Annotated in this window: 23 protein-coding genes; 7 read left to right on the forward strand and 16 right to left on the reverse strand. The window is 71.0% G+C overall.

What is annotated here, in order from left to right; translation table 11 throughout:
• Positions 1 to 4 precede the first annotated feature (4 nt).
• Both ASD62_RS15775 and deoC read right to left on the reverse strand, forming a co-directional pair.
• Complete coding sequence (locus tag ASD62_RS15775; RefSeq protein WP_056916763.1) at positions 5 to 1,453, reverse strand: aldehyde dehydrogenase family protein; 1,449 nt, start codon at positions 1,451 to 1,453, stop codon at positions 5 to 7.
• A 29-nt stretch (positions 1,454 to 1,482) separates the two neighbouring features.
• The gene (gene deoC, locus ASD62_RS15780; protein ID WP_056916764.1) at positions 1,483 to 2,484 is read right to left on the reverse strand and encodes a deoxyribose-phosphate aldolase; all 1,002 of its coding nucleotides are present in this window, start codon (positions 2,482 to 2,484) and stop codon (positions 1,483 to 1,485) included.
• A gap of 217 nt (positions 2,485 to 2,701) precedes the next feature.
• Between deoC and ASD62_RS15785 the strand changes: the two genes are divergently transcribed.
• Positions 2,702 to 4,102 (forward strand): HNH endonuclease signature motif containing protein, encoded by a 1,401-nt coding sequence (locus ASD62_RS15785; RefSeq protein ID WP_056916765.1) that lies wholly within the window; start codon positions 2,702 to 2,704, stop codon positions 4,100 to 4,102.
• A gap of 116 nt (positions 4,103 to 4,218) precedes the next feature.
• On the forward strand, positions 4,219 to 4,518 hold the full coding sequence (locus ASD62_RS15790) for a hypothetical protein (RefSeq protein ID WP_157581510.1): 300 nt from the start codon (positions 4,219 to 4,221) through the stop codon (positions 4,516 to 4,518).
• A gap of 193 nt (positions 4,519 to 4,711) precedes the next feature.
• On the opposite strand, the gene ASD62_RS15795 is transcribed toward ASD62_RS15790, so the two are convergent.
• From ASD62_RS15795 to ASD62_RS15845, 11 genes are all read right to left on the reverse strand, one after another.
• Positions 4,712 to 5,206: an SRPBCC family protein gene (locus tag ASD62_RS15795; RefSeq protein ID WP_369818804.1), complete on the reverse strand. Its 495-nt coding sequence runs from the start codon at positions 5,204 to 5,206 to the stop codon at positions 4,712 to 4,714.
• A 25-nt stretch (positions 5,207 to 5,231) separates the two neighbouring features.
• Positions 5,232 to 5,837 (reverse strand): sigma-70 family RNA polymerase sigma factor, encoded by a 606-nt coding sequence (locus ASD62_RS15800; RefSeq protein WP_056916767.1) that lies wholly within the window; start codon positions 5,835 to 5,837, stop codon positions 5,232 to 5,234.
• Entirely contained in the window at positions 5,834 to 6,277 is a 444-nt protein-coding gene (locus ASD62_RS15805; RefSeq protein ID WP_056916768.1) for a MarR family winged helix-turn-helix transcriptional regulator, read from the reverse strand. The genes ASD62_RS15800 and ASD62_RS15805 overlap by 4 nt, the downstream gene beginning before the upstream one ends.
• Before the next feature lie 437 nt (positions 6,278 to 6,714).
• Entirely contained in the window at positions 6,715 to 7,068 is a 354-nt protein-coding gene (locus tag ASD62_RS15810) for a DUF6221 family protein (RefSeq protein WP_056916769.1), read from the reverse strand.
• Positions 7,069 to 7,142: 74 nt separating this feature from the next.
• Positions 7,143 to 7,409, reverse strand: a complete 267-nt coding sequence (locus ASD62_RS15815) for a hypothetical protein (protein ID WP_056916770.1) — start codon at positions 7,407 to 7,409, stop codon at positions 7,143 to 7,145.
• A gap of 104 nt (positions 7,410 to 7,513) precedes the next feature.
• Complete coding sequence (locus ASD62_RS15820; protein WP_056916771.1) at positions 7,514 to 9,241, reverse strand: phospho-sugar mutase; 1,728 nt, start codon at positions 9,239 to 9,241, stop codon at positions 7,514 to 7,516.
• Positions 9,242 to 9,254: 13 nt separating this feature from the next.
• A complete protein-coding gene (locus ASD62_RS15825) occupies positions 9,255 to 10,106 on the reverse strand; it encodes a purine-nucleoside phosphorylase (protein ID WP_056916772.1) in 852 nt (283 codons plus the stop codon).
• A 96-nt stretch (positions 10,107 to 10,202) separates the two neighbouring features.
• Complete coding sequence (locus ASD62_RS15830) at positions 10,203 to 11,306, reverse strand: ABC transporter ATP-binding protein (protein WP_056916773.1); 1,104 nt, start codon at positions 11,304 to 11,306, stop codon at positions 10,203 to 10,205.
• Complete coding sequence (locus tag ASD62_RS15835) at positions 11,303 to 12,145, reverse strand: ABC transporter permease (RefSeq protein ID WP_056917459.1); 843 nt, start codon at positions 12,143 to 12,145, stop codon at positions 11,303 to 11,305. The genes ASD62_RS15830 and ASD62_RS15835 overlap by 4 nt, the downstream gene beginning before the upstream one ends.
• A 17-nt stretch (positions 12,146 to 12,162) precedes the next feature.
• Positions 12,163 to 13,032, reverse strand: a complete 870-nt coding sequence (locus tag ASD62_RS15840; protein ID WP_056916774.1) for an ABC transporter permease subunit — start codon at positions 13,030 to 13,032, stop codon at positions 12,163 to 12,165.
• On the reverse strand, positions 13,025 to 14,161 hold the full coding sequence (locus tag ASD62_RS15845) for an ABC transporter substrate-binding protein (RefSeq protein WP_056916775.1): 1,137 nt from the start codon (positions 14,159 to 14,161) through the stop codon (positions 13,025 to 13,027). The genes ASD62_RS15840 and ASD62_RS15845 overlap by 8 nt, the downstream gene beginning before the upstream one ends.
• A 114-nt stretch (positions 14,162 to 14,275) precedes the next feature.
• Between ASD62_RS15845 and ASD62_RS15850 the strand changes: the two genes are divergently transcribed.
• Positions 14,276 to 15,736, forward strand: coding sequence for an NAD(P)H-quinone dehydrogenase (locus ASD62_RS15850; RefSeq protein ID WP_082580868.1), 1,461 nt, complete (start codon positions 14,276 to 14,278; stop codon positions 15,734 to 15,736).
• A gap of 143 nt (positions 15,737 to 15,879) precedes the next feature.
• Entirely contained in the window at positions 15,880 to 16,725 is an 846-nt protein-coding gene (locus ASD62_RS15855) for an antitoxin (RefSeq protein ID WP_082580869.1), read from the forward strand.
• Positions 16,726 to 16,819: 94 nt separating this feature from the next.
• On the opposite strand, the gene ASD62_RS15860 is transcribed toward ASD62_RS15855, so the two are convergent.
• Positions 16,820 to 18,622 carry a biotin carboxylase N-terminal domain-containing protein gene (locus ASD62_RS15860; RefSeq protein ID WP_056916777.1) on the reverse strand — a complete coding sequence of 601 codons (1,803 nt, stop codon included), beginning with the start codon at positions 18,620 to 18,622 and terminating at the stop codon, positions 16,820 to 16,822.
• A gap of 81 nt (positions 18,623 to 18,703) precedes the next feature.
• Between ASD62_RS15860 and ASD62_RS15865 the strand changes: the two genes are divergently transcribed.
• Positions 18,704 to 19,540: an aldo/keto reductase gene (locus tag ASD62_RS15865; protein ID WP_056916778.1), complete on the forward strand. Its 837-nt coding sequence runs from the start codon at positions 18,704 to 18,706 to the stop codon at positions 19,538 to 19,540.
• A 166-nt stretch (positions 19,541 to 19,706) separates the two neighbouring features.
• The gene (locus tag ASD62_RS15870) at positions 19,707 to 20,492 is read left to right on the forward strand and encodes a tryptophan 2,3-dioxygenase (protein ID WP_056917461.1); all 786 of its coding nucleotides are present in this window, start codon (positions 19,707 to 19,709) and stop codon (positions 20,490 to 20,492) included.
• Here the strand turns inward: ASD62_RS15870 and ASD62_RS15875 are convergent, their stop codons facing one another.
• On the reverse strand, positions 20,493 to 21,866 hold the full coding sequence (locus ASD62_RS15875) for a glucose-6-phosphate dehydrogenase (RefSeq protein WP_056916779.1): 1,374 nt from the start codon (positions 21,864 to 21,866) through the stop codon (positions 20,493 to 20,495). It abuts the gene before it with no gap.
• A gap of 101 nt (positions 21,867 to 21,967) precedes the next feature.
• Between ASD62_RS15875 and ASD62_RS15880 the strand changes: the two genes are divergently transcribed.
• Positions 21,968 to 22,960 carry a PfkB family carbohydrate kinase gene (locus tag ASD62_RS15880; protein WP_056917462.1) on the forward strand — a complete coding sequence of 331 codons (993 nt, stop codon included), beginning with the start codon at positions 21,968 to 21,970 and terminating at the stop codon, positions 22,958 to 22,960.
• Here the strand turns inward: ASD62_RS15880 and ASD62_RS15885 are convergent.
• The gene (locus tag ASD62_RS15885; protein WP_056916780.1) at positions 22,957 to 23,967 is read right to left on the reverse strand and encodes an NAD-dependent epimerase/dehydratase family protein; all 1,011 of its coding nucleotides are present in this window, start codon (positions 23,965 to 23,967) and stop codon (positions 22,957 to 22,959) included. The genes ASD62_RS15880 and ASD62_RS15885 overlap by 4 nt on opposite strands.
• Positions 23,968 to 24,302: the final 335 nt, after the last annotated feature.

Consider the following 24,302-nt stretch of genomic DNA (forward strand, 5'->3'; position numbering starts at 1 on the left):
GAGATCACCCGTTGCTTTCAGTCGTGACGTAGGCGGACAGGCCGTGGCGGCCACCCTCGCGGCCGTAGCCCGACTCCTTGTAGCCACCGAACGGGCTGGTCGGGTCGAACTTGTTGAAGGTGTTGGCCCAGACGACGCCGGCCCGGAGCTGGTCGGCCATCCAGAGGATGCGCGACCCCTTCTCGGTCCAGACGCCCGCGGACAGCCCGTAGGGCGTGTTGTTCGCCTTCGCGACCGCTTCCTGCGGCGTGCGGAAGGTCAGCACCGACAGGACCGGGCCGAAGATCTCCTCCTGGGCGATCCGGTGGCCCTGGCTGACACCCGTGAATACGGTGGGGCGGAACCAGAAGCCCTTGGCCGGCAGCTCGCAGCCGTTGTCCCAGCGCTCGGCGCCCTCGGCCTCGCCGGCGTCGGTGAGCTCGGTGATGCGGGTCAGCTGGGCCTTGGAGTTGATGGCGCCGACGTCGGTGTTCTTGTCGAGCGGGTCGCCCACGCGCAGCGTCTGCAGGCGGCGCTTGAGGCGGCGCTCGACGTCCTCGGCGATGTTCTCCTGCACGAGCAGGCGCGAACCGGCGCAGCAGACGTGGCCCTGGTTGAAGAAGATGCCGTTGACGATGCCCTCGACCGCCTGGTCGATGGCGGCGTCCTCGAAGATGATGTTGGCGGCCTTGCCCCCGAGCTCGAGGGTGGCCTTCTTGCGGGTGCCGGCGATGGAGCGGGCGATCATCTTGCCCACCCCGGTCGAACCCGTGAAGGCGAGCTTGTCGATGTCGGGGTGGTCGACGATGGCCTGGCCGGTGGCACCCGCGCCGGTGACGATGTTGACGACACCAGGCGGGAGGTCGGCCTGCTGCACGACGTCGGCGAACAGCAGCGCGGTCAGCGGCGTGGTCTCGGCGGGCTTGAGCACGACGGTGTTGCCGGTCGCGAGGGCCGGGGCGATCTTCCACGCGAGCATGAGCAGCGGGAAGTTCCACGGGATGACCTGGCCGACGACGCCGTGCGCGCGGGGGTTCGTGCCGAGGCCGGCGTACTCGAGCTTGTCGGCCCAGCCTGCGTGGTAGAAGAAGTGCGCCGCGGCGAGCGGGATGTCGACGTCCCTGCTCTCCTTGATCGGCTTGCCGTTGTCGAGGGTCTCGAGGACCGCGAACTCGCGGGCGCGCTCCTGCAGGATGCGCGCGATGCGGAAGAGGTACTTGCCGCGGTCGGCGCCGGACATCCGGCCCCATACCCCGTTGTAGGCGCGGCGGGCGGCAGCGACGGCACGGTCGACGTCGGCGGCGCTGGCGTCGGTGACCTCGGACAGGACCTCCTCCGTCGCCGGGTTGACGGTCTTGAAGGCGGAGCCGCCCTGGGACTCGGTGAACTCGCCGTTGATGAACAGCCCGTAGGAGGGGGCGAGGTCGACGACCGCCCTGCTCTCCGGGGCGGGTGCGTACTCGAACTTGGCCATGGTCTTCAGGTTCCTCGAATTCGCAGGTGTCAGTAGAGGCTGGGGGAGTCGTCGGTGACGTAGTCGGCGCCGGAGTAGGCACCGATCCGCATCCGCTGACGCTGCAGCAGCAGGTCGTTGAGCAGGCTGGACGCCCCGAACCGGAACCAGAACGGGTCCAGCCAGTCGTCGCCCGCGATCTCGCTCACGGTGACGAGGAACTTGATGGCGTCCTTGCTCGTGCGGATGCCACCGGCCGGCTTCACGCCCACCATCTCACCGGTGAGGTCGCGCCAGTCGCGGACGGCCTCGAGCATGATCAGGGTGACGGGCAGGGTCGCCGCGGGCGACACCTTGCCGGTCGAGGTCTTGATGAAGTCGCCACCGGCGAGCATCGACAGCCACGAGGCACGGCGGACGTTGTCGTAGGTCACGAGCTCGCCGGTCTCCATGATGACCTTGAGGCGCGCGCGGGTGCCGTCCTCGCGGACGCAGGCCTCGGACACCTGGGCGATCTCGCGGAACACCCCGAGGTAGTCACCGGAGAGGAACGCGCCACGGTCGATGACCATGTCGATCTCGTCGGCACCGGCGGCGATCGCGTCACGGGTGTCGGCGAGCTTGACCGGCATGGACGCGCGACCGGAGGGGAAGGCGGTCGCGACGGCCGCGACGTTGATGGGCGCGTCGCCGAGGGCTTCGCGTGCGGTGGCCACCATGTCGCCGTAGACGCAGACTGCGGCCGGGCTCGGGGTGGACGGGTCGGTGGGGTCCGGGTGCAGCGCCTTGGCGGCGAGGCCGCGGACCTTGCCCTTGGTGTCGGCGCCCTCGAGCGTCGTCAGGTCGATCATGGAGATCGCCGTGTCGATGGCCCAGGCCTTCGACGTGGTCTTGATCGAGCGGGTGCCGAGACCGGCCGCGCGTCCCTCGCAGCCCACCTGGTCGACTCCGGGCAGGCCGTGCAGCCAGCTCGTGAGGGCCGCGTTGGTGAGGCGGGAGACACCGAGGAGGTCACGCGCCCGGGCGGTCGGGTCGACCGAGGGGGCGGACATTGTGGGGGTACTCACCGCACGAGTCTATCGGTGTCTACAGGGTGGTCGGTTCGCGCGGATTCGGTGGGGTTGGGGGTGTGCGTGGCCGGTGTCCCGAGGTGTGCCCCCGTTGGTCCTGCGGTGACTCGCGAGGCTCTTGGTTCGGGAGCGAAAGATGTTGCGTATCAAGGACTTTCGCGGGGGAGGGGCTGTCAGACCCCGTTGGTAGTTTTGTCCCATGGGCGGGGGAGCGTCGTTCTCGGAGCGTGAGTCAGCGGTGGCGCAGGCGTGCGCTGTCCTGACCCGCACCGAGGACGCCCTGTGGGCCGCGAGCGGTGCCGACCTGGGCCGGTTCATGTCCGAGCTCGACGAGCTGGCCGCCCGCGTCGACGCAGCCCGCGTGGAGGTGCTCAGTGAGGCGGTCGACCGTGGTGAGGCCGGCGCGGGGCGCTCCGGGGCGAGTGCCTGGCTGCTCGACCACTCTCCGTCGTTGCGCGCCGGTGGCTCGGCCCGCGTCGTGCGGCTCGCCGAGGCCGCCCACGACGACCGGTATGGCGCGTTGCTGGCGGCCGTCCGCGAGGCGCGAGTGCCGCTGGTCACCGCGACCGTCGTCGTCGACGAGTTCGAGCGGCTCGCGTCCAGGCTCGCTCCCGGTGCTGCTGGGCCGGTGCTCGACGGGCTCATCGAGGTCGCGTCGTGGGGCAGGCCCAAGGACGTGCGTGGCCTCCGCGACCGGCTGGTCGCGAAGTACGGCGCGCTCGGCGAGCTCCAATTGGAGCAGGACCGGGCCTGCGAGCGACGGTCGTTGTCCCAGCCGTTCGCCGACGGCACCGGGTTGTTCGAGTACACGATGGTCGTCGATGCCGAGGCCAAGACGGTCATCGAGGCTGCCGTGCAGGGGCTGTCCGCGCCGCGACCGGCTGAGGGCGAGCCCGACCGCCGCCCGTCGGGTCAGCGGCGCATGGACGCCCTGCTCGAGGTCGTGCGACGAGGTGTCGCCTCGGCCGACGGCGTGAGCACCACCCCCAAGGCCGAGGTGTTCGTGACCGTCTCCCTCGACGACCTCGTGGCCCGGTCGAACGCCGCCACGGTGTTCGGCTCGGGGGAGGCCGGCGCGCTGATCGGGCCGGAGACCGCCCGTCGCATCGCCTGTGACGCCGGGATCGTGCCGGTCGTCCTCGGCAAGGACGGCGAGGTCCTCGACCTGGGGCGCCGGTTCCGGCTGTTCACCAGCGCCCAGCTGCGAGCCCTGTGGCTCCGCGACGGCGGGTGCACGTTCCCCGACTGCACGGTGCCGGCGTCCTGGTGCGACGGCCACCACCTGAGGCACTGGGTCGACGGAGGCGCCACCGATCTTGGCAACGCAGCGTTGCTGTGCGGGCGGCACCACACGGTCGTGCACCGCAAGGGCTACCTCGGGGAGCTCGTCGAGGGCGGGGTCCGGTGGACGCTCGTCCCCGGTTCGTACGACCACTGGCTGGCTGGACAGGCGGCCGCAGGGTCCTCGCTGGGTCGAGGCGACCGTGCGGTGCACGGTGCCGGAGTGGGTGCGGGGCCGGGGGTGCGCACCTACACCGTGTGGGGCGAGCTGGCGACGACCGCCGTCGCGCCACCCCCGGCACCACCCTGGCGACCATGACCGCGCCCCACAGCCCGCCCCCTCGGGCGGGCGCCGCGGCATGCCCGTGGATCGACGCGTGGGCTGACGCGCCCGGGGTCGTGGAGGGCGTGGGAACGCATCGCTAGGGTCTGGCCCTGACCGCGCGACCTGAGATCGTCTGCCTCTGCGGATCGGCGCGGTTCGTGAACGAGATGCGCGCGGTGAACAGTGAGCTGACCTTGGCCGGGGTGATCGTCGTGGCGCCGAGCGAGGCGGACCAGTCACCCACTCCAGAACAGAAGGCTGTTCTCGACGCCCTCCACCGGCGCAAGATCGACCTGGCCGATCGTGTCCTGGTCGTCAACCCTGGCGGGTACGTCGGGGAGTCGACCCGCGGGGAGATCGACTACGCCCGTGCGGCCGGCAAACCGGTCTCGTTCACCCATCCCCTCTGACGGCCAAACGCCATCGCGGGCAAGGACGCGCTCATCGCGGCATGAGCGGATGTTCGCTCTCACTTGACCAACGCTTGGGCCAGATGATGTTGCTGCCTTGGTTCACGGTCACCGTCAGCAACCACGGCGGGGGCCGCCGATTCGTCGTCCGACTTCCCGCCTGAACGAGGCGGTCCGGCAGAGGTTCGGGTTCTTAGCCGGATGCTTCGAGGATGCCCTTGAGCCTGGCCAGGTCCTTAGTCGTGGCGCGCGTCATGGCGCGCTTCACCATCGGCTCGCTGATCTTGGCAAAGCCTGACGGGGAGCCCTGGTTGCGCAGCGTCATCCGCGTCGCTCCCTCGTGCACCGGCTCCCACTCGTACGTGGTCTCCATCGGGAACGGGCCATCAGCAGTGCGCATCACCAGCCTGCGCCCAGGCACGAGCTCGACGACCTCGTAGGTGTAGGCGAGTCGCCGCCCGAGGAAGTGGGCGACGAAGTCCATCCTCGACCCCACGGACAGGGGCACTGGTGTCAGCCAGCGCACAGACACGATGTTGGCGTACCACTCCGGAGCCCTACCCGGGTCACCGGCGAAGGCCGCTACTTCCGCGGAGGGTCGCTCGATCGTGCATTCCACCCTCACATCAACGCTCACCAGCCCATCATCTCCCAACAGCAACGCCTCCATGGGACAGAGGGTCTGCATGTGCCGGACGGAACGTGGGCTCCCTCTAGGCGCTGGCAACCCCTGGGTCGAGAGCGTGCGCCAGTGAGCGCAACCCGTCCCTGATGCGGGTCTTCGCGGTGCTGTGCGGAATGCCCAGGTGCGAAGCAACTTCGGTGTATGTCAGGCCGTGGAAGTACGCGAGCTGGACGGCGGTGCGCTGCTTCATCGTGAGCGCTGCCAGGGCGCCTCGGACTCTGGCGGCTTCGAAGGAGGAGTGTGCCGACTCGGCGGTTGAGTCGAATGGTGCCGGCGTCACCTTCCGTGTCCACACGTCGTCACGGGTGCGGCTCGCACTGACACTGCGGACCCGGTCCACTGCGCGGTGGTGCGCAATGGTGAGGATCCAGCCGGCTGCGCTGCCCCGCGACGGTTCGTACCGGCCGGCCTCGGCCCACACGTACGCGAAGACGTCCTGGGTGACCTCCTCGGCGAGTGCGTGCTGGACCACGACGCGCAGCACGAGCCCGAAAACGCGCGGCGCCGTCGTGGCGTATACGTGCTCGAACGCGGCCTCGTCCCCGGATGCGCAGCGGACCAGTAGGTCGCCCAACGACTGCGCGTCGTCGCCCTCGCCGTTCCAGTCATCGAGTGCTGCGCTGTGCGCGGTCACGAGGTTCGCACCGACATCCGCATCACTAGGTCGTGCAGGTCGTCGCGCAGCCCGGTCAGCTCATCGCCGCACAATCCGGTCTGCTCGACGACGTTCAGCTGCGCCCGCGACGCGCCCAGCTCGACGGCAGCGCCCTTGGGTGTGAGGCGAACTCGACGGGTTCGCGCATCGTCCGGGTCCTGGTCGCGCATGAGGAGCCCAGCTTCCTCGAGGCGCCCCAGGATGGGGCTGACCGCGGCCGGCGACAGCTGCAACCGGTCGGCAATCTCATGGGCCGGCTGGTCATCGGACTCCCACAGCACGAGCATCACCAGATACTGCGGATACGTCAGCCCGACGGCTTCCAGCAGAGGTCGGTACGCGCGGGTCACCTGGTTCGTCGCGGCGTACAACGCGAAGCACAGCTGGTCGTTCAGTCGCAGATTGCTGGACGTGGTCATTGGCACTCCCTTGTCGGCCATCGGCAACGTAGTTCACGCGTGAACTATCCGCACGGTGGGCAGCACCCAGTGACAAGACTCTGACCGAACAGGTGACACGACAAGCGCTGCCGCTCCCCGTTCGAAGACCGCCTAATCCGATCGCTCACGCAAGGACGACCCGAGCACTGCGGGCCTGTGCACCGCCGGGTTGACCCTCGCAAAACCCTTCGACTCCCGCCTGGGCATTGCATCAACTTCCGGCAGATGACCCCCATCCCGTTGCAACGGCCACAGAGGTCCCGAGGACCACACGGGTCCACACCGTCATCGACCGGTTTTCGGAACCATCCCAAGCAGGTACCTCACCACCCACGGGCATCACCGCTTGCCTGTGGATCAGCAGTCGTACTCATCTCGGCATGGTCGAGCGGATCGCGGCATGAGCGGACGTTCGTTCAGTCGGCTCGGGTCTCGGGCTCGATAGGCCGCCATCCGGGGTGATAGCTGGGATGGTCGGCGTAGACGGCAACCGCAATGCGCAACGTCTGACACGGGTAGGGCTTTTGGCAGGTGACGCACTCGACGATTGGGGGACGTCGGTCGGCTGAAGTTGGCACGTAGTCGTCGTGAGTGAAGAGGACCTCGCGCTTCAGTGAGGCTTCGGCGAGCAGGCGCCATCCAGTCATAGCAACGCGACCATCAGCATGCGCGGTGAGGCGCGAGTCCTGGAGCGGCGCAGCTGCGATCGCAGCCTTGGCGATCGCCTCGTCCTGCAGGATGCGTTCTTCGAAAAATTGATCAAGGTGCACGGCATCATGTTCTCGCAGCTGCGTCCCGCCCTTCGCAGACCGCGGAATGAGCCCGCACTGGCTAGAGCCCGCCGTCAGGACGGAACCAGGACCCACCCGGCGTACTGAAACGCTTTCGCAATGTTGTCCATCACCTGTATGCGTCCCCGTTGCGGTGAATCTGGGATGCTGCCTGAGTAGACGGTCACAGTGGTGCCAGAGCCGGTCATGGGCTCAGTGTCGACCCGCAGTTCGCCGCCTGCGTCCTTGTACGTCAGGGCACTCCTGCCGTTCAGGCGCACGCTGAACCCCTCGGATGACACGATCTCCCCGCGCCACGTCTTACGGAACGTCTCAGCCACGAAGGCATGGTGCCATCGGTTGCTGGAGTCGAATGCCCGATTACGGCTCATCGGCAGATGCTGAAACTCGCTTGGCCCTCGCATGGCCGCGGAGAGGCGGGACGTCAGACCTGCGTGAGCTCCTCCATCGCGGTGCGGATTGCGGCAAGTCGCGCCGCAGCGGCCTTGCGGGCGGTGACCAGGTCGGTGGACACCGGCTCGATGACCTCGAGGTAGACCTTGAGCTTCGGCTCGGTGCCGGACGGGCGCACGATGATCCGCGAGTCGTCCTCGAGGAGGTAGCGCAGGCCGTCGGTGGGCGGCAGCGTGTCGCTGCCGAGGGCCAGGTCGTCGGTGCGGGACACCGCGAGCCCGGCCACCTCGGTGGGTGACTGCTCGCGCAGGCGGGTCATCACGGTGCCGATGAGCGACAGGTCGGCGACCCGCACCGAGAACGAGTCCGTGGCATGCACGCCGTGCTCCACCGCGAGGTCGTCGAGGACGTCCTGCAGGGTGCGGCCCTGCGCCTTGACCGTCGCAGCCAGCTCGGCCATGAGGAGCGCGGCGCTGACGCCGTCCTTGTCGCGGACGACTCCGGGGTCGACGCAGTAGCCGAGGGCCTCCTCGTAGCCGTACCGCAGGCCCTCGACGCGGGCGATCCACTTGAACCCGGTGAGCGTCTCCTCGTGGCGGATCCCGGCCTTCGCAGCCATGGCGGCGAGCAGCCGCGAGGACACGATCGAGTTGGCGAACACGGCGTCGGCGTCGACGCCGCGGGCGAGGACGTGGGCGCCCAGCAGCGCTCCGACCTCGTCGCCGCGCAGCATCCGCCAGTCGGTGCCGCCGTCGTTCTCGCCACCCTGGACCGTGAAAGGGACGGCGACCGCGCAGCGGTCGGCGTCCGGGTCGTTGGCCAGCACGATGTCGGGTCCGATCTCGCGCGCCAGCGCCAGCGCGGCGTCGATGGCGCCCGGCTCCTCGGGGTTCGGGAAGGACACGGTGGGGAACGCGGCGTCCGGGTGCTGCTGGCTCTCGACCGGCACGGGTGAGGGGAACCCGGCGCGCTCGAACACGCGCAGCAGGGTGTCGCTGCCCACGCCGTGCAGGGCGGTGTGGACGATGTCGATGTCACGGGGGCTGTCCGGCGCGACGACACCGGCCGTCGCGTCGACGTAGTCCTCGAGGACGTCGTTTCCGAGGGTCTCCCAGCCGTCGTCGGCCAGGGGCACGTCGGCCACCGCCGCGACGCGGGCGATCTGACCGGCGATGCGGGCGTCGGCGGGCGGGACGATCTGCGAACCGTCGCCGAGGTAGACCTTGTACCCGTTGTCCTGGGGCGGGTTGTGGCTCGCCGTCACCATGACGCCCGCGTCGGCACCGAGGTGGCGGATCGCGAACGCCAGCACCGGTGTCGGCATCGTGTGGGGGAGCACCGCGGCCCGACCGCCCGCGCCGACGGTGACGGCCGCGGTGTCGCGGGCGAACACGTCGGAGTTGGTGCGGGCGTCGTACCCGACGACGACGAAGGGCTCCGGCTCCGACTGCTTGAGGTATGCCGCGAGGCCGGCTGCGGCACGGATGACCACCGAGCGGTTCATCCGGTTGGGGCCGGCACCGATGGCGCCGCGCAGGCCGGCGGTCCCGAACTCGAGCATCCCGGAGAACCGGTCCTCGAGGTCCGCGACGGCGGACTCGTCACCGTTCTTGGCCCGGGCGAGGACCTGGCCGAGCTCGACCCGGGTCTCGTGGTCGGGGTCGTCGTCCACCCACTCCTGGGCGGCGTCGATGAGCTCCTGCGCGTGGCCGTCGAGGGGAGGGGCGCCTTCGGAGCCGTGCCGGGCGGCATACGTCATGACGCTGGTCCTTTCAGAGGGAGGCGACGACGGCCGCGAGGAGTCGGCCACAGCGCTCGGCAGCGGCCTGGCCGGCCTCGAGGACCTCGTCGTGCGACAGCGGCTGGTCGCTGATCCCGGCGGCGAGGTTGGTCACCAACGAGATCCCGAGGACCTCGACGCCGGCCTGCCGGGCCGCGATCGCCTCGAGGGTGGTGGACATGCCGACGAGGTCACCCCCGAGCACCTTGGCCATCTGCACCTCGGCCGGGGTCTCGTAGTGGGGACCGCGGAACTGGACGTACACGCCCTCGTCGAGGGCGGCGTCGACGCTGCGGGCGATGTCGCGCAGGCGGGGGGAGTAGAGGTCGGTGAGGTCGACGAAGTTGGCGCCCTCGATGGGGGAGTGCGCGGTGAGGTTGATGTGGTCGCGGATGAGGACCGGGGTGCCGGGGGCCCACGCGGGGTTGAGGCCACCGCAGCCGTTGGTCAGCACGATGGTCGAGCAGCCGGCGGCGGCGGCGGTGCGCACGGCGTGCACGACGGCGCGGACGCCCTTGCCCTCGTAGAAGTGGGTGCGCGTGCCGTAGACGAGGGCGCGGCGGCCGGTGTCACCGATGGCGACCGAGCGCATCGTGCCGCTGTGGCCGGCGACGGCGGCCTTGCCGAACCCGGGGACGTCGGCGTTGTCGATGGTCGCGAGGGTCTCGCCGATGAGGTCGCCGGTCTGGCCCCAGCCGGAGCCGAGGACGAGCGCGACGTCGTGGCGCTCGGCCCCCGTGCGCTCGGCGATCACCGCGGCAGCCGCACGGGCCACCTCGAACGGGTCGGTCGCCGGATCGGTCAGGTCGGGGGCGCCCGTGGCGGGGCGGCTCTGCTCAGTCACCGGGGAAGACTACCGAGGTCTGCGCAGGCGCGGTCCAGTGCCGTCCCTATGGTCCGGAAGGTGGTGCTCCTGCTGGTCAGCGGGGGTATGCGGTGTTCAGCCGTCGGTGCCCGCGACCGCGAGGGCGGGGTCGCCGGTGGGACGCAGGGTCACCGTGGCACCCGGGGCGAAGTCGGCGACGGACCCGCTGGGCACCTGCACGATGACCTGCTGCCCGGCTCCGCCCGGGTCGACGACGACGCGACCGTGGGCGCCGAGGAAGCTGGCGCTGAGCACCGTGCCCGGTCCGGCAGGGTCGAGGGCCACCGTGAGGTGCTCGGGGCGGACCAGCACGGTCGCGGCACCCTCGGGGGCGGACCCCGGCAGGAGGGGGATGCTCGCTCCGAGCACGGTCGCGGTCGTCCCGTGCGACTGCCCGTGCAGCCGGTTGGTCACCCCCACGAAGTCGGCCACGAAGTCGTTGACCGGCCGCGAGTAGAGCTCCTCGGGGCTGGCGATCTGCTCGAGCCGGCCGCCACGCATCACGCCCACCCGGTCGGCCACGGCGAGGGCCTCCTCCTGGTCGTGGGTGACGAACAGGGTGGTGGTCCCGACCTCGAGCTGGATGCGACGGATCTCGTCGCGGAGCTGGACCCGGACCTTGGCGTCGAGGGCGGACAGCGGCTCGTCCAGGAGGAGCACCTGCGGCTCGATGGCCAGGGCGCGTGCGAGCGCCACGCGTTGCTGCTGACCGCCGGACATCTGGTGGGCGTACCGGTCGGCCTGGGTCGACAGGCCGACGAGCTCCAGCATCTCGGCGGCCCGGCTGCGACGCTGCTGGCCGGGCTGGCGCCGCAGCTGGAGCCCGAACTCGACGTTCTGGCGGGCGGTCATGTGGGGGAACAGGCTGTACGCCTGGAACACCATCCCGAGGTCGCGCTTGTTGGTCGGCACCCGCGTCAGGTCCCTGCCATCGACCTCGATCCGGCCCTCGTCGGGGTCCTCGAGGCCGGCTAGGCACCGCAGCGCGGTCGTCTTCCCGCAGCCCGACGGTCCCAGCAGGGCGACGAGCTCGCCGGGGGCGAGGCGCAGGGTGAGGTCGTCGAGCGCGTGGACGTCGCCGTAGCTGCGCCGCAGCCCGGTCAGCTCGACAGCCACTCCCCGCGCACCGCCGTCCGCAGACCTCCCTGGCTGGGTCGGGTGGGTGCTGGTGGAGGTCATGCGGTCTCCTTGCGGCGGCCCGAGCGGGTCAGGCGGTTCAGGCGGGTCAGGGGCGAGGCGCTGGAGCGCTGGCCACCGACGAAGGACATGGCGAACAGGATGACGAACGCGAACACGAGCGAGGCGAGGCCGACGGCGACGGAGATCTGGGCGTCGGACTTGCCGATGAGGTACATCGCGACCTGGAGGTTGGTGCGGCTGAACAGGTTGGCGATGGTGAACTCGCCCAGCGTCAGCGCCACCGCGAGGAACGATGCCGACAGCACTGCGGTCCGCAGGTTGGGCAGGATCACGCGCAGCATCACGGTGCCCCAGCCGGCTCCGAGCGAGCGGGCCGCCTCGGACAGGGTCCGGACGTCGATCGCCCGCAGGCCTGCGTCGAGCGCGCGGTAGGCGTAGGGCAGAACGAGGACGACGTAGGCGAACGAGAGCCAGATCGCGTTGCCCCCGAGGAAGTAGGTGACCCACGCGTAGACCGGCGTCAGCCCGACGACGAGCACGATCGCCGGGACGGTGAGGGGCAGCAGGCAGATGAACTCGACCGTGCGGCCCAGCCCGGGGAGCCGCAGCCGCACCCAGGTCATGGTCGGGACGAGGAGGACGAGCATGACCACGACGGTGAGGACGGCCAGCCCGATGGAGGCGATGAACCCGGCCCGCAGGTCCGGGTAGCGCGTGGAGATGGCCCCGAAGTCGGCCAGCGCAGACCACGTCGCCCCGGTGCGGTGGCCCTGGGCGTCGCGCGTCGTGAACTCGAGCATGCTGAACAACGGCAACCCGAAGAAGACCAGGCTGAGGCTGACGACGACCCACCGGAAGAGGTCCTGGCGACGCCTCATGGACGCCCGCTGGCCGCTCACCGGACCAACCACTTCGAGGCGCGGCGGTCGAGCACGGCATACGCGGTCATCACCACGGCGACCACGACCACCATCTCCAACGCCATCGCCTTGCCGACGTTCTCCTGGCCGAGGATCACCTCGGAGGTGAACGTGCCGCCGATCTGCAGGGGCAGCAGTGGCGAGCCCTGCGAGACGAGCGCGGCGGCGGTGGCGTACGCGGAGAAGGCGTTGGTGAAGAGCAGGAGCAGGGCGCCGATGAACGACGGCATCAGGATGGGCCCGGCGACCTTGCGCCAGTAGAGGAAGGTGCTCCCGCCGAGGGTCTCGGTGGCCTCGCGCCACTGGGGGCGCAGGCCTTCCACGGCGGGCAGGAACACGATGAGCATGAGCGGCACCTGGAAGTACAGGTAGACGAGCATCAGGCCCTTGTCCCACTCGTAGAGCCACAGCCCGCCACCGCCGGTGCCGAGGAGCCGGGTGAGGAACCCCTGGGCCGAGAAGGTCGCGAGAAACGCGAAGGCCAGGATGACGCCGCCGAACTGGGCGAGGACGCCGCACAGGGAGGTGACGAACCGCTTGAGCACACCGTTGGGGGGAGCGGTGGACACGGCATACGCGAGGACCGCGCCGAGCACCGCACCGACGACCGCCGTGACGACGGAGAGCACCACCGAGTGCCACAGGGCCGCGGTGACCGCCGGACCCCCGAGCGCGCGGATGTTGCCCAGGGTCGGGCGCCCACCGCTGACGAACGCCCCGATGACGACGACGAGCGCGGGGATGATGAGGAAGACGGTGACGTACGCGAAGAAGGGGACGACACCGAGGAGGGCGCCCGGTGGCCGGAAGCCACCGGACGCCCTGCGCGTCCGGACCTCAGCCAACCGCGTTGGCCCATTCCTTGGCGAGGTAGGCCTTGGCCGTGTCGGAGTCGGCCGCCGTGGGCACGACCGGGGTGCCGGTGACGGGCGGGAGGGCGGCAGCCGCCGTGGCGTCGAGCGTGCCGGCCTTCTTCATGTCATCGAAGCGGACCGGGCGGGCACCACCCTTGAGCCAGAGGTTCTGGCCCTCGTCGGAGTAGAGGAACTCCTGCCACAGGCGGGCTGCGGCGGGGTGGGGCGCGTCCTTGCTGACGGCCTGGACGTAGTAGCCGGCGACCACGGCGTTGTCCGGGACGTAGACCTTCCAGGTCGGGACCTTGGCCGTCTGGGCGGCGTTGAGGTAGTCCCAGTCGATGACGACCGGCGTCTGGCCCGAGGCGATCGTCGCGGGCGTCGGGTCGACCGGGATGAAGTTGCCGGCCTTCTTGAGCTGCTTGAAGAAGTCGACGCCCTTGGTGACTTCGCCGGCGCTCCCGCCACTGGCGATCGAGGCCATCTGCACGCCGGCGAAGGCGGCACCGGCCTTGGTCGGGTCGCCGTTGAGGGCGACCTTGCCCTTGTACGCGGGCTTGAGGAGGTCGGCGAAGGACGTCGGGGCCGGGACCTTGGAGGAGTCGTAACCGACGGACATGTAGCCGCCGTAGTCGTTGACCCAGAGGCCGTTGGCGTCCTTGAGGTCGGTCGGGACGCTGTCGAAGGTGGTGGTCTTGTACGGCGCGAACATCGTGGTGTTGGCCGTGGCGACCGCAGCACCGAGGTCGAACACGTCGGGGGCGCTGTCCTGGCCCTTGAGGCGCGTGGCGGCCGAGATCTCGTCCGCGCTGCTCGCATCGGGCTGGGCGCTGTTGACCTTGATGCCGTACTTGGTGCCGAACGCCGTGATGATCGCACCGTAGTTGGCCCAGTCCGGGGGGAGCGCGATGACGTTGAGCGTCCCCTCCTTCTTCGCGGCGGCGACGAGGGCGTCCATGCCGCCCAGTGCCTGCGCGGAGGTCGCGGTGGCGGCCGAGCCGCCCGAGCTGCCGGAGGAGCCGGACGAGTCCTTCGCGGGGGGCGAGCACGCGGCGACCGCGATCGAGGTGGCGGCGGCAACGACGGCCAGCCAAGCCGTGCTGCGGGTACGAGCGGTCATGTTTCCATCCTGGAGTTGTAGCCCGGCCTGCGGGCGTGAAGTCTGCCGAGCGGAACCTAGTCCGCCTTTCCGGACCATACGGCCACGACGGCGTTGCGGGAAGGTGTCCGGCGCATGACGACCCGACGCGAGCACGGTCGCCAGGTGCGGGGATGGTTGGATGGGCGCGTGAACTCGCGTCAGTCCTCGGTCGTCATCCTCGGCGGCGGACCCGGCGGGTACGAGGCCGCCCTGGTCGCGGCCCACCTCGGTGCCGCCGTCACCGTCATCGACCGCGACGGCCTCGGTGGCGCCGCGGTCCTGACCGACTGCGTGCCCAGCAAGACCCTCATCTCGACGGCCGACTTCATGTCGCAGTTCGAGACGGCGTCCGACCTCGGGGTGCACCTCGAGGACCACGAGGGCGACGAGGTCGCGGACTCGGTCGCCGAGCTGAACGCCGTCAACCGGCGCGTCCTGGCCCTCGCCGCGGCCCAGTCCCGTGACATCGGTCGCCGGCTCGACGCCGACGGCATCACCGTCCTGCGCGGCACCGGGCGCCTGCTCTCGCCGTCGCAGGTGGAGGCGACCCTGGAGGACGGTTCGGTCCGCACCCTCGACGCCGAGGTGGTGCTGGTCTCCACCGGTGCGACGCCGCGGGTCATGGCCAGCGCCCAGCCCGATGGCGAGCGCATCCTCACCTGGCAGCAGATCTACTCCCTCCCCGAGCTCCCCGAGCACCTCGTCGTGGTCGGCTCCGGCGTGACCGGCGCCGAGCTCGCGCAGGCGTACCTCGGGCTGGGCTCGCGCGTCACCCTCGTCTCCTCCCGCGACCGGGTGCTCCCCGGCGAGGACGCGGATGCCGCCACCGTGATCGAGGACGTCTTCCGCAAGCGAGGCATGGAGGTCCTCGGGCGCTCGCGCATGGCCTCGGTCGCGCGCACCGACGACGGCGTCGTCGTCCGCCTCGAGGACGGCCGCGAGGTGACCGGTTCGCACGCGCTGCTGGCCGTCGGCTCCATCCCCCAGACCGCGGGCCTCGGGCTCGCGGAGGTCGGGGTCACGCTCACCGAGTCCGGTCACGTGAGCGTCGACCGGGTCTCCCGCACCTCCGTGCGCGGTGTGTATGCCGCGGGCGACTGCACCGGGGTCCTCCCGCTCGCGTCCGTGGCCGCCATGCAGGGGCGCATCGCCATGGCCCACGCGCTCGGCGACGCCGTTGCGCCGCTCAACCTGCGCGCCGTGTCGGCGAACATCTTCACCGACCCCGAGATCGCGACCGTCGGCTTCTCCCAGAAGGACCTCGACGACGGGACGGTCGACGCGACCGGGGTCATGCTGCCCCTCGCCACGAACCCGCGCGCGAAGATGCAGGGCATCACGGACGGGTTCGTGAAGCTGTTCGCCCGCAAGGGGGTCGGCACCGTCGTCGGTGGGGTCGTCGTGGCCCCCAAGGCCTCCGAGCTGATCTACCCCGTGACGCTGGCGGTGCAGCACGGGCTGACCGTCGACCAGCTGGCCGGGACCTTCACGGTCTACCCGTCGCTCAGCGGCTCGGTGGCCGAGGCGGCCCGCCAGCTCCACCCGACCGACTGACCTGTCCCGGACGGTTCCGGGGGCGCCTCGTCTCCCGGAGTGCCTGCCCAGGGGGTTGTGGGTAGCGTCGTGAGCAGAAGAGCGTCGACCACACGTCGACCTCGAGAGCGACGACCCAGATCCCCACCGAGAGAGGCAGTGCGATGGCTGGATGGATGGACAAGGCGAAGGACTACATCAAGGGGAACCCCGAGCAGGCGGGTTCGGCGATCGAGAAGGTGGAGGGCCTGATCGACCAGCGGACCGGCGGCAAGTACGCCGACAAGATCGACAAGGGCGGTGACGTCCTGCGCGAGAAGCTGGGTCTGCCCAGCGACGGCGACACCCGCACGGTCCCCGCGGGCCAGGGCCCGACCGAGCAGTCCGGTCAGGCGCCGTCGGTCGACACGCCGGTGGGCTCGCCCACCGAGCACCAGCCGGGCGGCACGCCGACGGGCCAGCTGTCCGAGGAGCAGACCATGCCCGCGCCACCGGCGCCGCCGGAGACCACGCCAGAGCCGGCTCCCGCACCGACACCGGAACCGCTCCCCACCCCGGAGCCGGCCCCGGCACCCGAGCCCGCGCCGAGTCCGGAGCCTACGCCGAGCCCGGAGCCCGCGCCGGCCGGGCCGGTGTCCAGTGGCGACCGCGACGCCGGAGCCACCGAGTCCGTCCAGGGTTCGGTGCCCAACCCGGATCCCGGCACCAACGACCCGCAGCAGCCCGGCTCCCTGTCCGAGGGCTCGCTGGTCCCCGGGGACAACGAGCGGGTCGGGCAGCCCGGCGGCCCCATCGACCCGCAGCACCCGGCAGGGGACCACCCCACGTGGGGCACGCCCGGCGACACGACGCCTGACGGTGGGGGTGACACCTCAACGCTTCCGACCCAGCCGTCGCAGCACCCGGACGGTCTGCCGCAGGGCGGGTCGACGCAGCAGGGCGAGTGGCAGTCCGACGACGCCGTCCCCGGCGGCAAGCAGCCCGATGACGGCGGTCCCGGCCGCGGCTGAGGCTCGGCGCGGACCCGGCTCCGCGGCATGCCGAAGTGACGAAAGGCCCTGTCCCACCACGGGACAGGGCCTTTTCGGCCGGTATGGCGCGGGGTCAGTCCTTGATCTCGGCGATGACGGCGCCGTTGGTCACCGTCTGGCCGACCTCGGCCGCGAGGCCGGTGACGGTGCCTGCCTTGTGGGCGTTGATCGGCTGCTCCATCTTCATCGCCTCGAGGACCACGACGAGCTCGCCCTCGGCGACCTGCTGGCCCTCCTCGACCGCGATCTTGACGATCGTGCCCTGCATCGGCGCGGTGAGGGAGTCGCCCGAGGCGGCGGCGCCGGCCTTGGCGCCACCGGAACGACGGGGGGCCTTCTTCTTCGTGCCGCCACCCCCGCCGAGCGAGAGTCCACCGGGGAGGACGACCTCGAGGCGCTTCCCGCCGACCTCGACGACGACGCTCTGGCGCTCGCCGGACTCCTCGGGGGCCTCGGGCGTCGCACCGGAGTAGGCCGGGATCTGGTTGTCGAACTCGGTCTCGATCCAGCGGGTGTGCACGGTGAACGCCGAGTCGTCCTCCGGGGCGAACGCCGGGTCGGACACGACCACGCGGTGGAACGGCAGGACGGTCGGCATCCCGTCGATGACGAACTCGGCCAGGGCCCGGCGTGAACGCTCGAGCGCCTGCCGGCGGTCACGGCCGGTGACGATGAGCTTGGCGAGCATCGAGTCGAACGCACCGCCGATGACGTCGCCCTCGACGACACCGGAGTCGAGCCGGACGCCGGGGCCCGACGGAGGCTGGAAGGTCGCGACCACGCCGGGGGCGGGCAGGAAGTTGCGCCCGGCGTCCTCGCCGTTGATGCGGAACTCGAACGAGTGGCCCACGGGCGTGGGGTCGTCATAGCCGAGGACCTCGCCGTTGGCGATGCGGAACTGCTCGCGCACGAGGTCGATGCCGGTGACCTCCTCGCTCACGGGGTGCTCGACCTGGAGTCGGGTGTTGACCTCGAGGAAGGAGATCCGGCCGTCCTGGGCCACGAGGAACTCGCACGTCCCGGCTCCGGTGTAGCCGGCCTCGGACAGGATCGCCTTGGAGGCGCGGACGAGCTCGGCGTTCTGCTCGTCGGACAGGAACGGCGCGGGCGCCTCCTCGACGAGCTTCTGGTGCCGACGCTGCAGGGAGCAGTCGCGCGTGGAGACGACGACGACGTTGCCGTGCTGGTCGGCCAGGCACTGGGTCTCGACGTGGCGCGGCTTGTCGAGGTACTGCTCGACGAAGCACTCGCCGCGGCCGAAGGCGGCGACGGCCTCACGGGTCGCCGAGTCGAACAGCTCGGGGATCTCCTCCATGGTGCGGGCGACCTTGAGGCCGCGGCCGCCACCGCCGTACGCCGCCTTGATCGCGACGGGGAGGCCGTGCTCCTTCGCGAACGTCACGACCTCGTCGGCGCCCTCGACCGGGTCGGGGGTGCCCGCGACGAGCGGGGCGTCGGCCTTGGAGGCGATGTGGCGGGCCTTGACCTTGTCGCCGAGCGAGTCGATCGCCGACGGGGGAGGGCCGACCCAGGTCAGCCCGGCGTCGATGACGGCCTGGGCGAACGAGGCGTTCTCGGAGAGGAAGCCGTAGCCGGGGTGCACGGCGTCGGCCCCGGACTTGCGGGCCACCTCGAGGAGCTTCTCCTGCACGAGGTAGGAGTCGGCGGGGGTGGTCCCGCCCAAGGCCCACGCCTCGTCGGCGACCTTGACGTGCAGGGCGTCCCGGTCCGGGTCGGCGTACACGGCGACCGAGCCGAGTCCGCTGTCGGCACAGGCCCGGGCGATGCGCACGGCGATCTCACCACGGTTGGCGATGAGGACCTTCGAGATGGGGCGGGGGCTCGGCTTCGTCGTCGAGTCGGGAGAGGGCACCATGCGGCGGAGCCTAGCCCGTTTCCCCGGCGTCACTCCCACCCACGGGGTGTGGCCTGGGCGACACCTGCATACAGTCGACGCATGACCTCAGTCCCGAACCTCCAGCTGTCCACCGGCGCCGACACCATCACGATCCCGCAGCTCGGGTTCGGGGTGTGGCAGGTCCCGGACGCCGACGTCGACGCGGCCATCGCCTCGGCCCTCGAGGTCGGCTACCGCAGCATCGACACGGCCACGCTCTACGGCAACGAGGAGGGTGTCGGCCGGGCGCTGGCGGCCACCGACCTCGACCGCAGCGAGCTGTTCGTCACCACGAAGGTGTGGCAGGACGACCACGGCCACGACGCGACGCTCGCGTCGTTCGACGCCTCGATGAAGCGGCTGGGTCTCGACGTGCTGGACCTCTTCCTCATCCACTGGCCGGCACCGGCCCAGGACAGGTACGTCGAGACCTGGCGGGCGCTGCTCGAGCTGCGGGCCTCGGGCCGGGTGCGCGCCGTCGGTGTCTGCAACTTCGAGGTCGAGCACCTCCAGCGCCTCCTCGACGAGACCGGGGAGCTGCCGGCGATCAACCAGGTCGAGCTGCACCCCTACCTCCAGCAGTTCGAGCTGCGCGAGTTCCACGCCAGCCACGGGATGCTCACCGAGGCCTGGAGCCCGCTGGCGTCCGGTGGTGGGGTCCTCACCGACGAGGTGGTGGTGAGGATCGCGGACAAGCACGGCGTCACCCCGGCCCAGGCGATCCTGCGGTGGCACACCCAGATCGGGAACGTCGTCATCCCCAAGTCGGTGACCCCGAGCCGGATCAGGGAGAACTTCGACCTCTTCGGCTTCGAGCTCGATCCGGACGACCTGTCCGACATGGCCCGCCTCGACCGCGGCGAGCGCACCGGGCCCGACCCGCGCGAGTTCGGCTGACGCCCGCGCCGCTGGCCCTAGGGTGGGCGCCATGAGCACGGACGAGCAGGCCGATGGAGCCACGACGAACGACGGGGTGGGTGCCGAAGCGGCAGACCACGCGGCGCAGGACGCCAAGGCGATCCGGCCGATCGAGGAGGGCGTGCAGCGCGACTTCTCGCAGTCCATGTCCTACGGCGCCTACCTGGGGCTCGACCGGCTGCTGTCGTCGCAGCACCCGCGCAGCGAACCGCCCCAGCACGACGAGCTGCTGTTCATCATCCAGCACCAGACGTCCGAGCTCTGGTTGAAGCTGATGCTGCACGAGCTACGTTCGGCCCGGGCCCTGCTGTCGACCGACGAGCTCGCCCCGGCGCTCAAGCGGCTGGCGCGCGTCAAGCACATCCAGCACACCCTCACCGGCCAGTGGTCGGTGCTCGCGACGCTCACGCCGAGCGAGTACGCCGAGATCCGGCCGTTCCTCGCGACCAGCTCGGGGTTCCAGTCCTGGCAGTACCGTGCGGTCGAGTTCCTCCTGGGCAACAAGAACGCCGACATGGTGACCGTGTTCGAACACGACCCCGCGGCACGGGACATGCTCGCCGAGCTGCTCGTCGAGCCGAGCCTGTACGACGAGTTCCTGCGCTACCTCGACCGACGGGGGTATGCCGTGCCCGCCGAGCTGCTCGAGCGCGACTTCACCCAGCCCTACCGGCTCGACGAGCGGCTCGTCGACACCTTCGCCGCCGTCTACGCGTCGCCGGCCGAGCACTGGGGCGTGTACGAGACCTGCGAGGAGCTGGTCGACCTCGAGGACAACTTCCAGCAGTGGCGGTTCCGGCACCTGCAGGTCGTCACCCGCACGATCGGCATGAAGCCGGGGACCGGTGGGTCGTCGGGGGTCAGCTTCCTGCGCCGGGCGCTGGACCTGACGTTCTTCCCCGAGCTCTACGCCGTCCGCGCCCGCGTCTGACTACAGCCAGCCCTCCGGGCCGTCCGACCCGGCGGCATACGACTCGAGCGGGACGACGTCGTCGGCCCACGCCTTGATGACCGGGGCCATGACCCGCCAGCACTCCTCGGCCGCGTCGCCGCGCACGGTGAGCAGCTGGTCGCCGTCGAGGACCTGGGCCAGCACCTCGCCGTAGGCCTGCATCCGTGGTGCGGCGAGGGGAGCCGTGAGGGTCTTCTGCTCGAGGTCGAGGGGGTCGCCCTCGGCGTTCATCGTCAGGGTGAGCGAGACCGCGCCGGGCTTGAGGTCGATGGTGAGCCGGTCGCCGGCGCTGGTGCCGACGAAACCGGTCGGCAGGTGCGGCACGTCCCTCAGGTGCGCGACGACCTGCTTGCGCGGCGAGCCCAGCGCCTTGCCGCTGCGCAGGACGAACGGCACCCCCGCCCAGCGGTTGTTCCTCACCTCGAGGGTGACCTGCGCGAGGGTCTCGGTGTGGCGGCGTGGGTCGACACCCTCCTCCCGCGCGTAGTCGGGAACGGCGCGGCGGCCGATCTTCCCCGCGGTGTAGCGGGCCCGGCGGGAGGACCGCTTGGGCGACCCGCCCCACACCCGGGTGGCACGCAGCACCTGGACCTTCTGGTCGCGCATCTCCTGGGCGTCGAGCGTCGCGATGGACTCCATGGCGAACAGCGACATCACCTGCAGCAGGTGGCTCTGGAGCATGTCGCGCAGGGCTCCTGCGCCGTCGTAGTAGCCGGCCCGGCCCTCGAGCGCGAGGTCCTCGTCGTAGACGATCTCGACGCGCTCGATGTGCTCGGCGTTCCAGATCGGTGCGAGCACGCGGTTGGCGAACCGCAGCCCCACGAGGTTGAAGACCGTGGCGACGCCGAGGAAGTGGTCGATCCGGAAGATGGCGTCCTCGTCGACCACCTCGTGCAGCAGGGCGTTGAACTCCACGGCACTCTCGTGGTCGGTGCCGAACGGCTTCTCCAGCGCCAGCCGGGTGGTCTGCGGCAGGTCGACGTGCCGCAGCAGCGCGCAGACCTTCATGGTCACCTGCGGCGGCAGCGCGAAGAAGATGACCAGGGGGCCGTCGCCGCAGTGCGCGACGAGGTCACGCAGCGCGGCCTCGTCGAGCAGGTCCGTCTGCAGGTATGCCGTGTGCCGGGTCACGGGCGTGGTCACCTTCGTCGGCGCATCGACGGTCGAGAACGCGTCCTTGACCCGCGCCTTCCACTGGGCCGGCGAGAGATCCACGCGGTCGGCCCCCAGCACCCGGACCCGCCGGTCGCGTTCGACGACCAGGAGGCTGGCCAGACCGGGGAGCAGGAGCCGGTGGGTCAGGTCACCGCCCGCGCCGAGGATGAGCAGGGTCGTCTCGGGGGTGGTCGCCACCCTGTCACCCTGCCACGCGGTCCTGTGCCGCGCTCGGGTGCAGCCCGCATCGCGCCCCTGTGCGGCCGCACCCGGAGGCCGACACGGCATACTCCGTCGGCATGGCCACCCACGACGCCGAAGAGGCACGCCGTCCGCGGTCCGTTCGGCCGCGGGTGATCCACAGTGCCCAGGCGCTCGTGGACGAGGTGGTCGAGGTCGCGTCCCTGCCCGAACGCGGCGGCAACGCCGTGGCCACCTCCTACAGCCGGTATGCCGGCGGGGCGGTCAACATCCTCGTCGCCGCGGCGCGGTCGGGAGCCGTCGCCGTGCACGCCGGCTCGGTGGGGACGGGGGCGAACGGCGACCTCGTCCGTGCCGCCCTGGCCGCCGACGGGGTGGCGCTCAGCAGCCCGGTCGTGCCCGACTCCGACACCGGCATCTGCGTCGTCATGGTGGAGCCGTCGGCCGAGCGGACGTTCGTGACGACCCAGGGTGCCGAGCGCGACATCTCGGTCGCCAGCCTCGACACGTCTGCGCCGGTCGCCGGGGACCTCGTCTGCGTGAGCGGGTTCTCGTTGGTCGGTCGGACGCGGGATCCGTTGCGGCAGTGGCTCTCCGGGCTCGCTGACGACGTCGTGGTCGTGCTCGACCCGGGTGACGCGTTCGGCAGTCTGGACGACTCGCTGCGGGAGGAGGTCCTGGCCCGGACGAACGTCTGGACGAGCAACGCGGACGAGGCGCTCACCCTGACCGGGGTGCAGGTCGAGGACGACTCCGCCGCAGCCGTGGCCCTCCGCCTGCCCGATGGCGCCGTCGCGATCGTCCGCGACGGGTCCAAGGGCTGCCACGTCCACGAAGCCGGCCACACCGCATACCTCGCCGGTCACCCGCAGGAGGCGGTCGACACCAACGGTGCAGGCGACACCCACACCGGCGTGCTCCTCGCCGAGCGGGCACGGGGCGCCGACTGGCTGACGGCCGCGCGGCGGGCCAACGCCGCCGGTGCGATCAAGGTGACCCGGCGCGGACCGGCGACGGCCCCCACGGCCGCCGAGATCGACGCCTTCCTGGCAGCGACGGGGGTCGCGCCGGTCCGGGTCGACCGGGGCTAGAGCGCCCGCGGGCGGTAGGCCTCGAGCAGGCGGTCGTAGAGGGCGTCGAGCTCGTGGTCGATGCGCTGCCGGGTGGGGTCGGCGAGGTGCCAGGCGACCATCTCGGCCGCGCCGCGGCGGAACGGGACCCGGGCGTTCCACCCGGCGGCGAGCGTCCGGATCTTGGTGTTGTCGAAGACCATCGAGTTCGACTTGTCGCCGACGAGGGACGCGCCGAGCTCGGCGTCGTTGGCGGCGATCGCGTCGGAGGCGACGTGCACGATCCGGGCCTCGACCCCGGCCGCGGCAGCCACTTCCTGGTGGATCTGGTCCCACGTCAGTGCCTCGTCGGAGGTGATGTGGAAGGCCTCGCCGATGGCCTGCGGCCGGTCGAGCAGGCGCACGAACGCGCGCGCGAAGTCCTCGTGGTGGGTCAGCGTCCACCACGACGTCCCGTCGCCCGGGACGACCACCTCCTTGCCGTCGAGCATCCGCTGGACGACCGTCCAGCCACCGCTGAACGGGAGCAGGGTGTGGTCGTAGGTGTGCGACGGGCGCACGATCGTCACCGGGAGCCCGGCGTCCCGGTAGGCGGCGACGAGCAGGTCCTCGCAGGCGATCTTGTCTCGGGAGTACTGCCAGAACGGGTTGCGCAGCGGAGTGGACTCGGTGACCGGGCCGTGGGTGGGTGGGGTCTGGTACGCCGAGGCCGAGCTGATGAAGACGTACTGGCCGAAGCGTCCCTCGAGCAGGTCCAGGTTGGCGGTGAGCTGGTCGGTCGTGAACGTCAGGAAGTCGACGACGACGTCGAACCCGCGACCGTCCAGGGTGGTGGCGACGGCCCCACGGTCGCGGATGTCGGCGGTCAGCACCTCGGCACCCGGCGCCGGCTCGTGGGTGCTGCTCGCGCCGCGGTTGAGCAGGGTGACGGCGAACCCGTCGGCGACCGCGGCCCGGGCGCACGCGGTGCTGATCACCCCCGTCCCGCCGATGAACAGGACGGTGGGGGACGCGCTCGAGGAGGCCATGCCCCAACCCTAGGTCGCACCGCCGCGAGCTGCCCCGGTCGGCAACCAGGTGGCCGAAGGGTGGGAAACGGCCCACCCCGGACGTGGGGAGGGGGCGTTCTGCCCCCCTTCGTGCGCGCTGGAGCAGCAGTCGGGTGAGCCGGGCGCGAAGAGCGACACTCCCGCGCTTCCGCGGTGAGGCTGAGGGACGTCATCTCCACGCACGTCCAGCAGTCGTCCTCGAGGCCCGCCCCGCGCTCGTGCTCGTACTGCCGGGCCCGCCGGGGGCAGTCTGCCCATCTCGAGGGGGGAGCGGGCGGCAGGGTCAGGCGACGCGGGTGACGGTGACGGGGCCC

Source organism: Phycicoccus sp. Root563 (genome assembly GCF_001427915.1).
GTDB lineage: Bacteria > Actinomycetota > Actinomycetes > Actinomycetales > Dermatophilaceae > Pedococcus.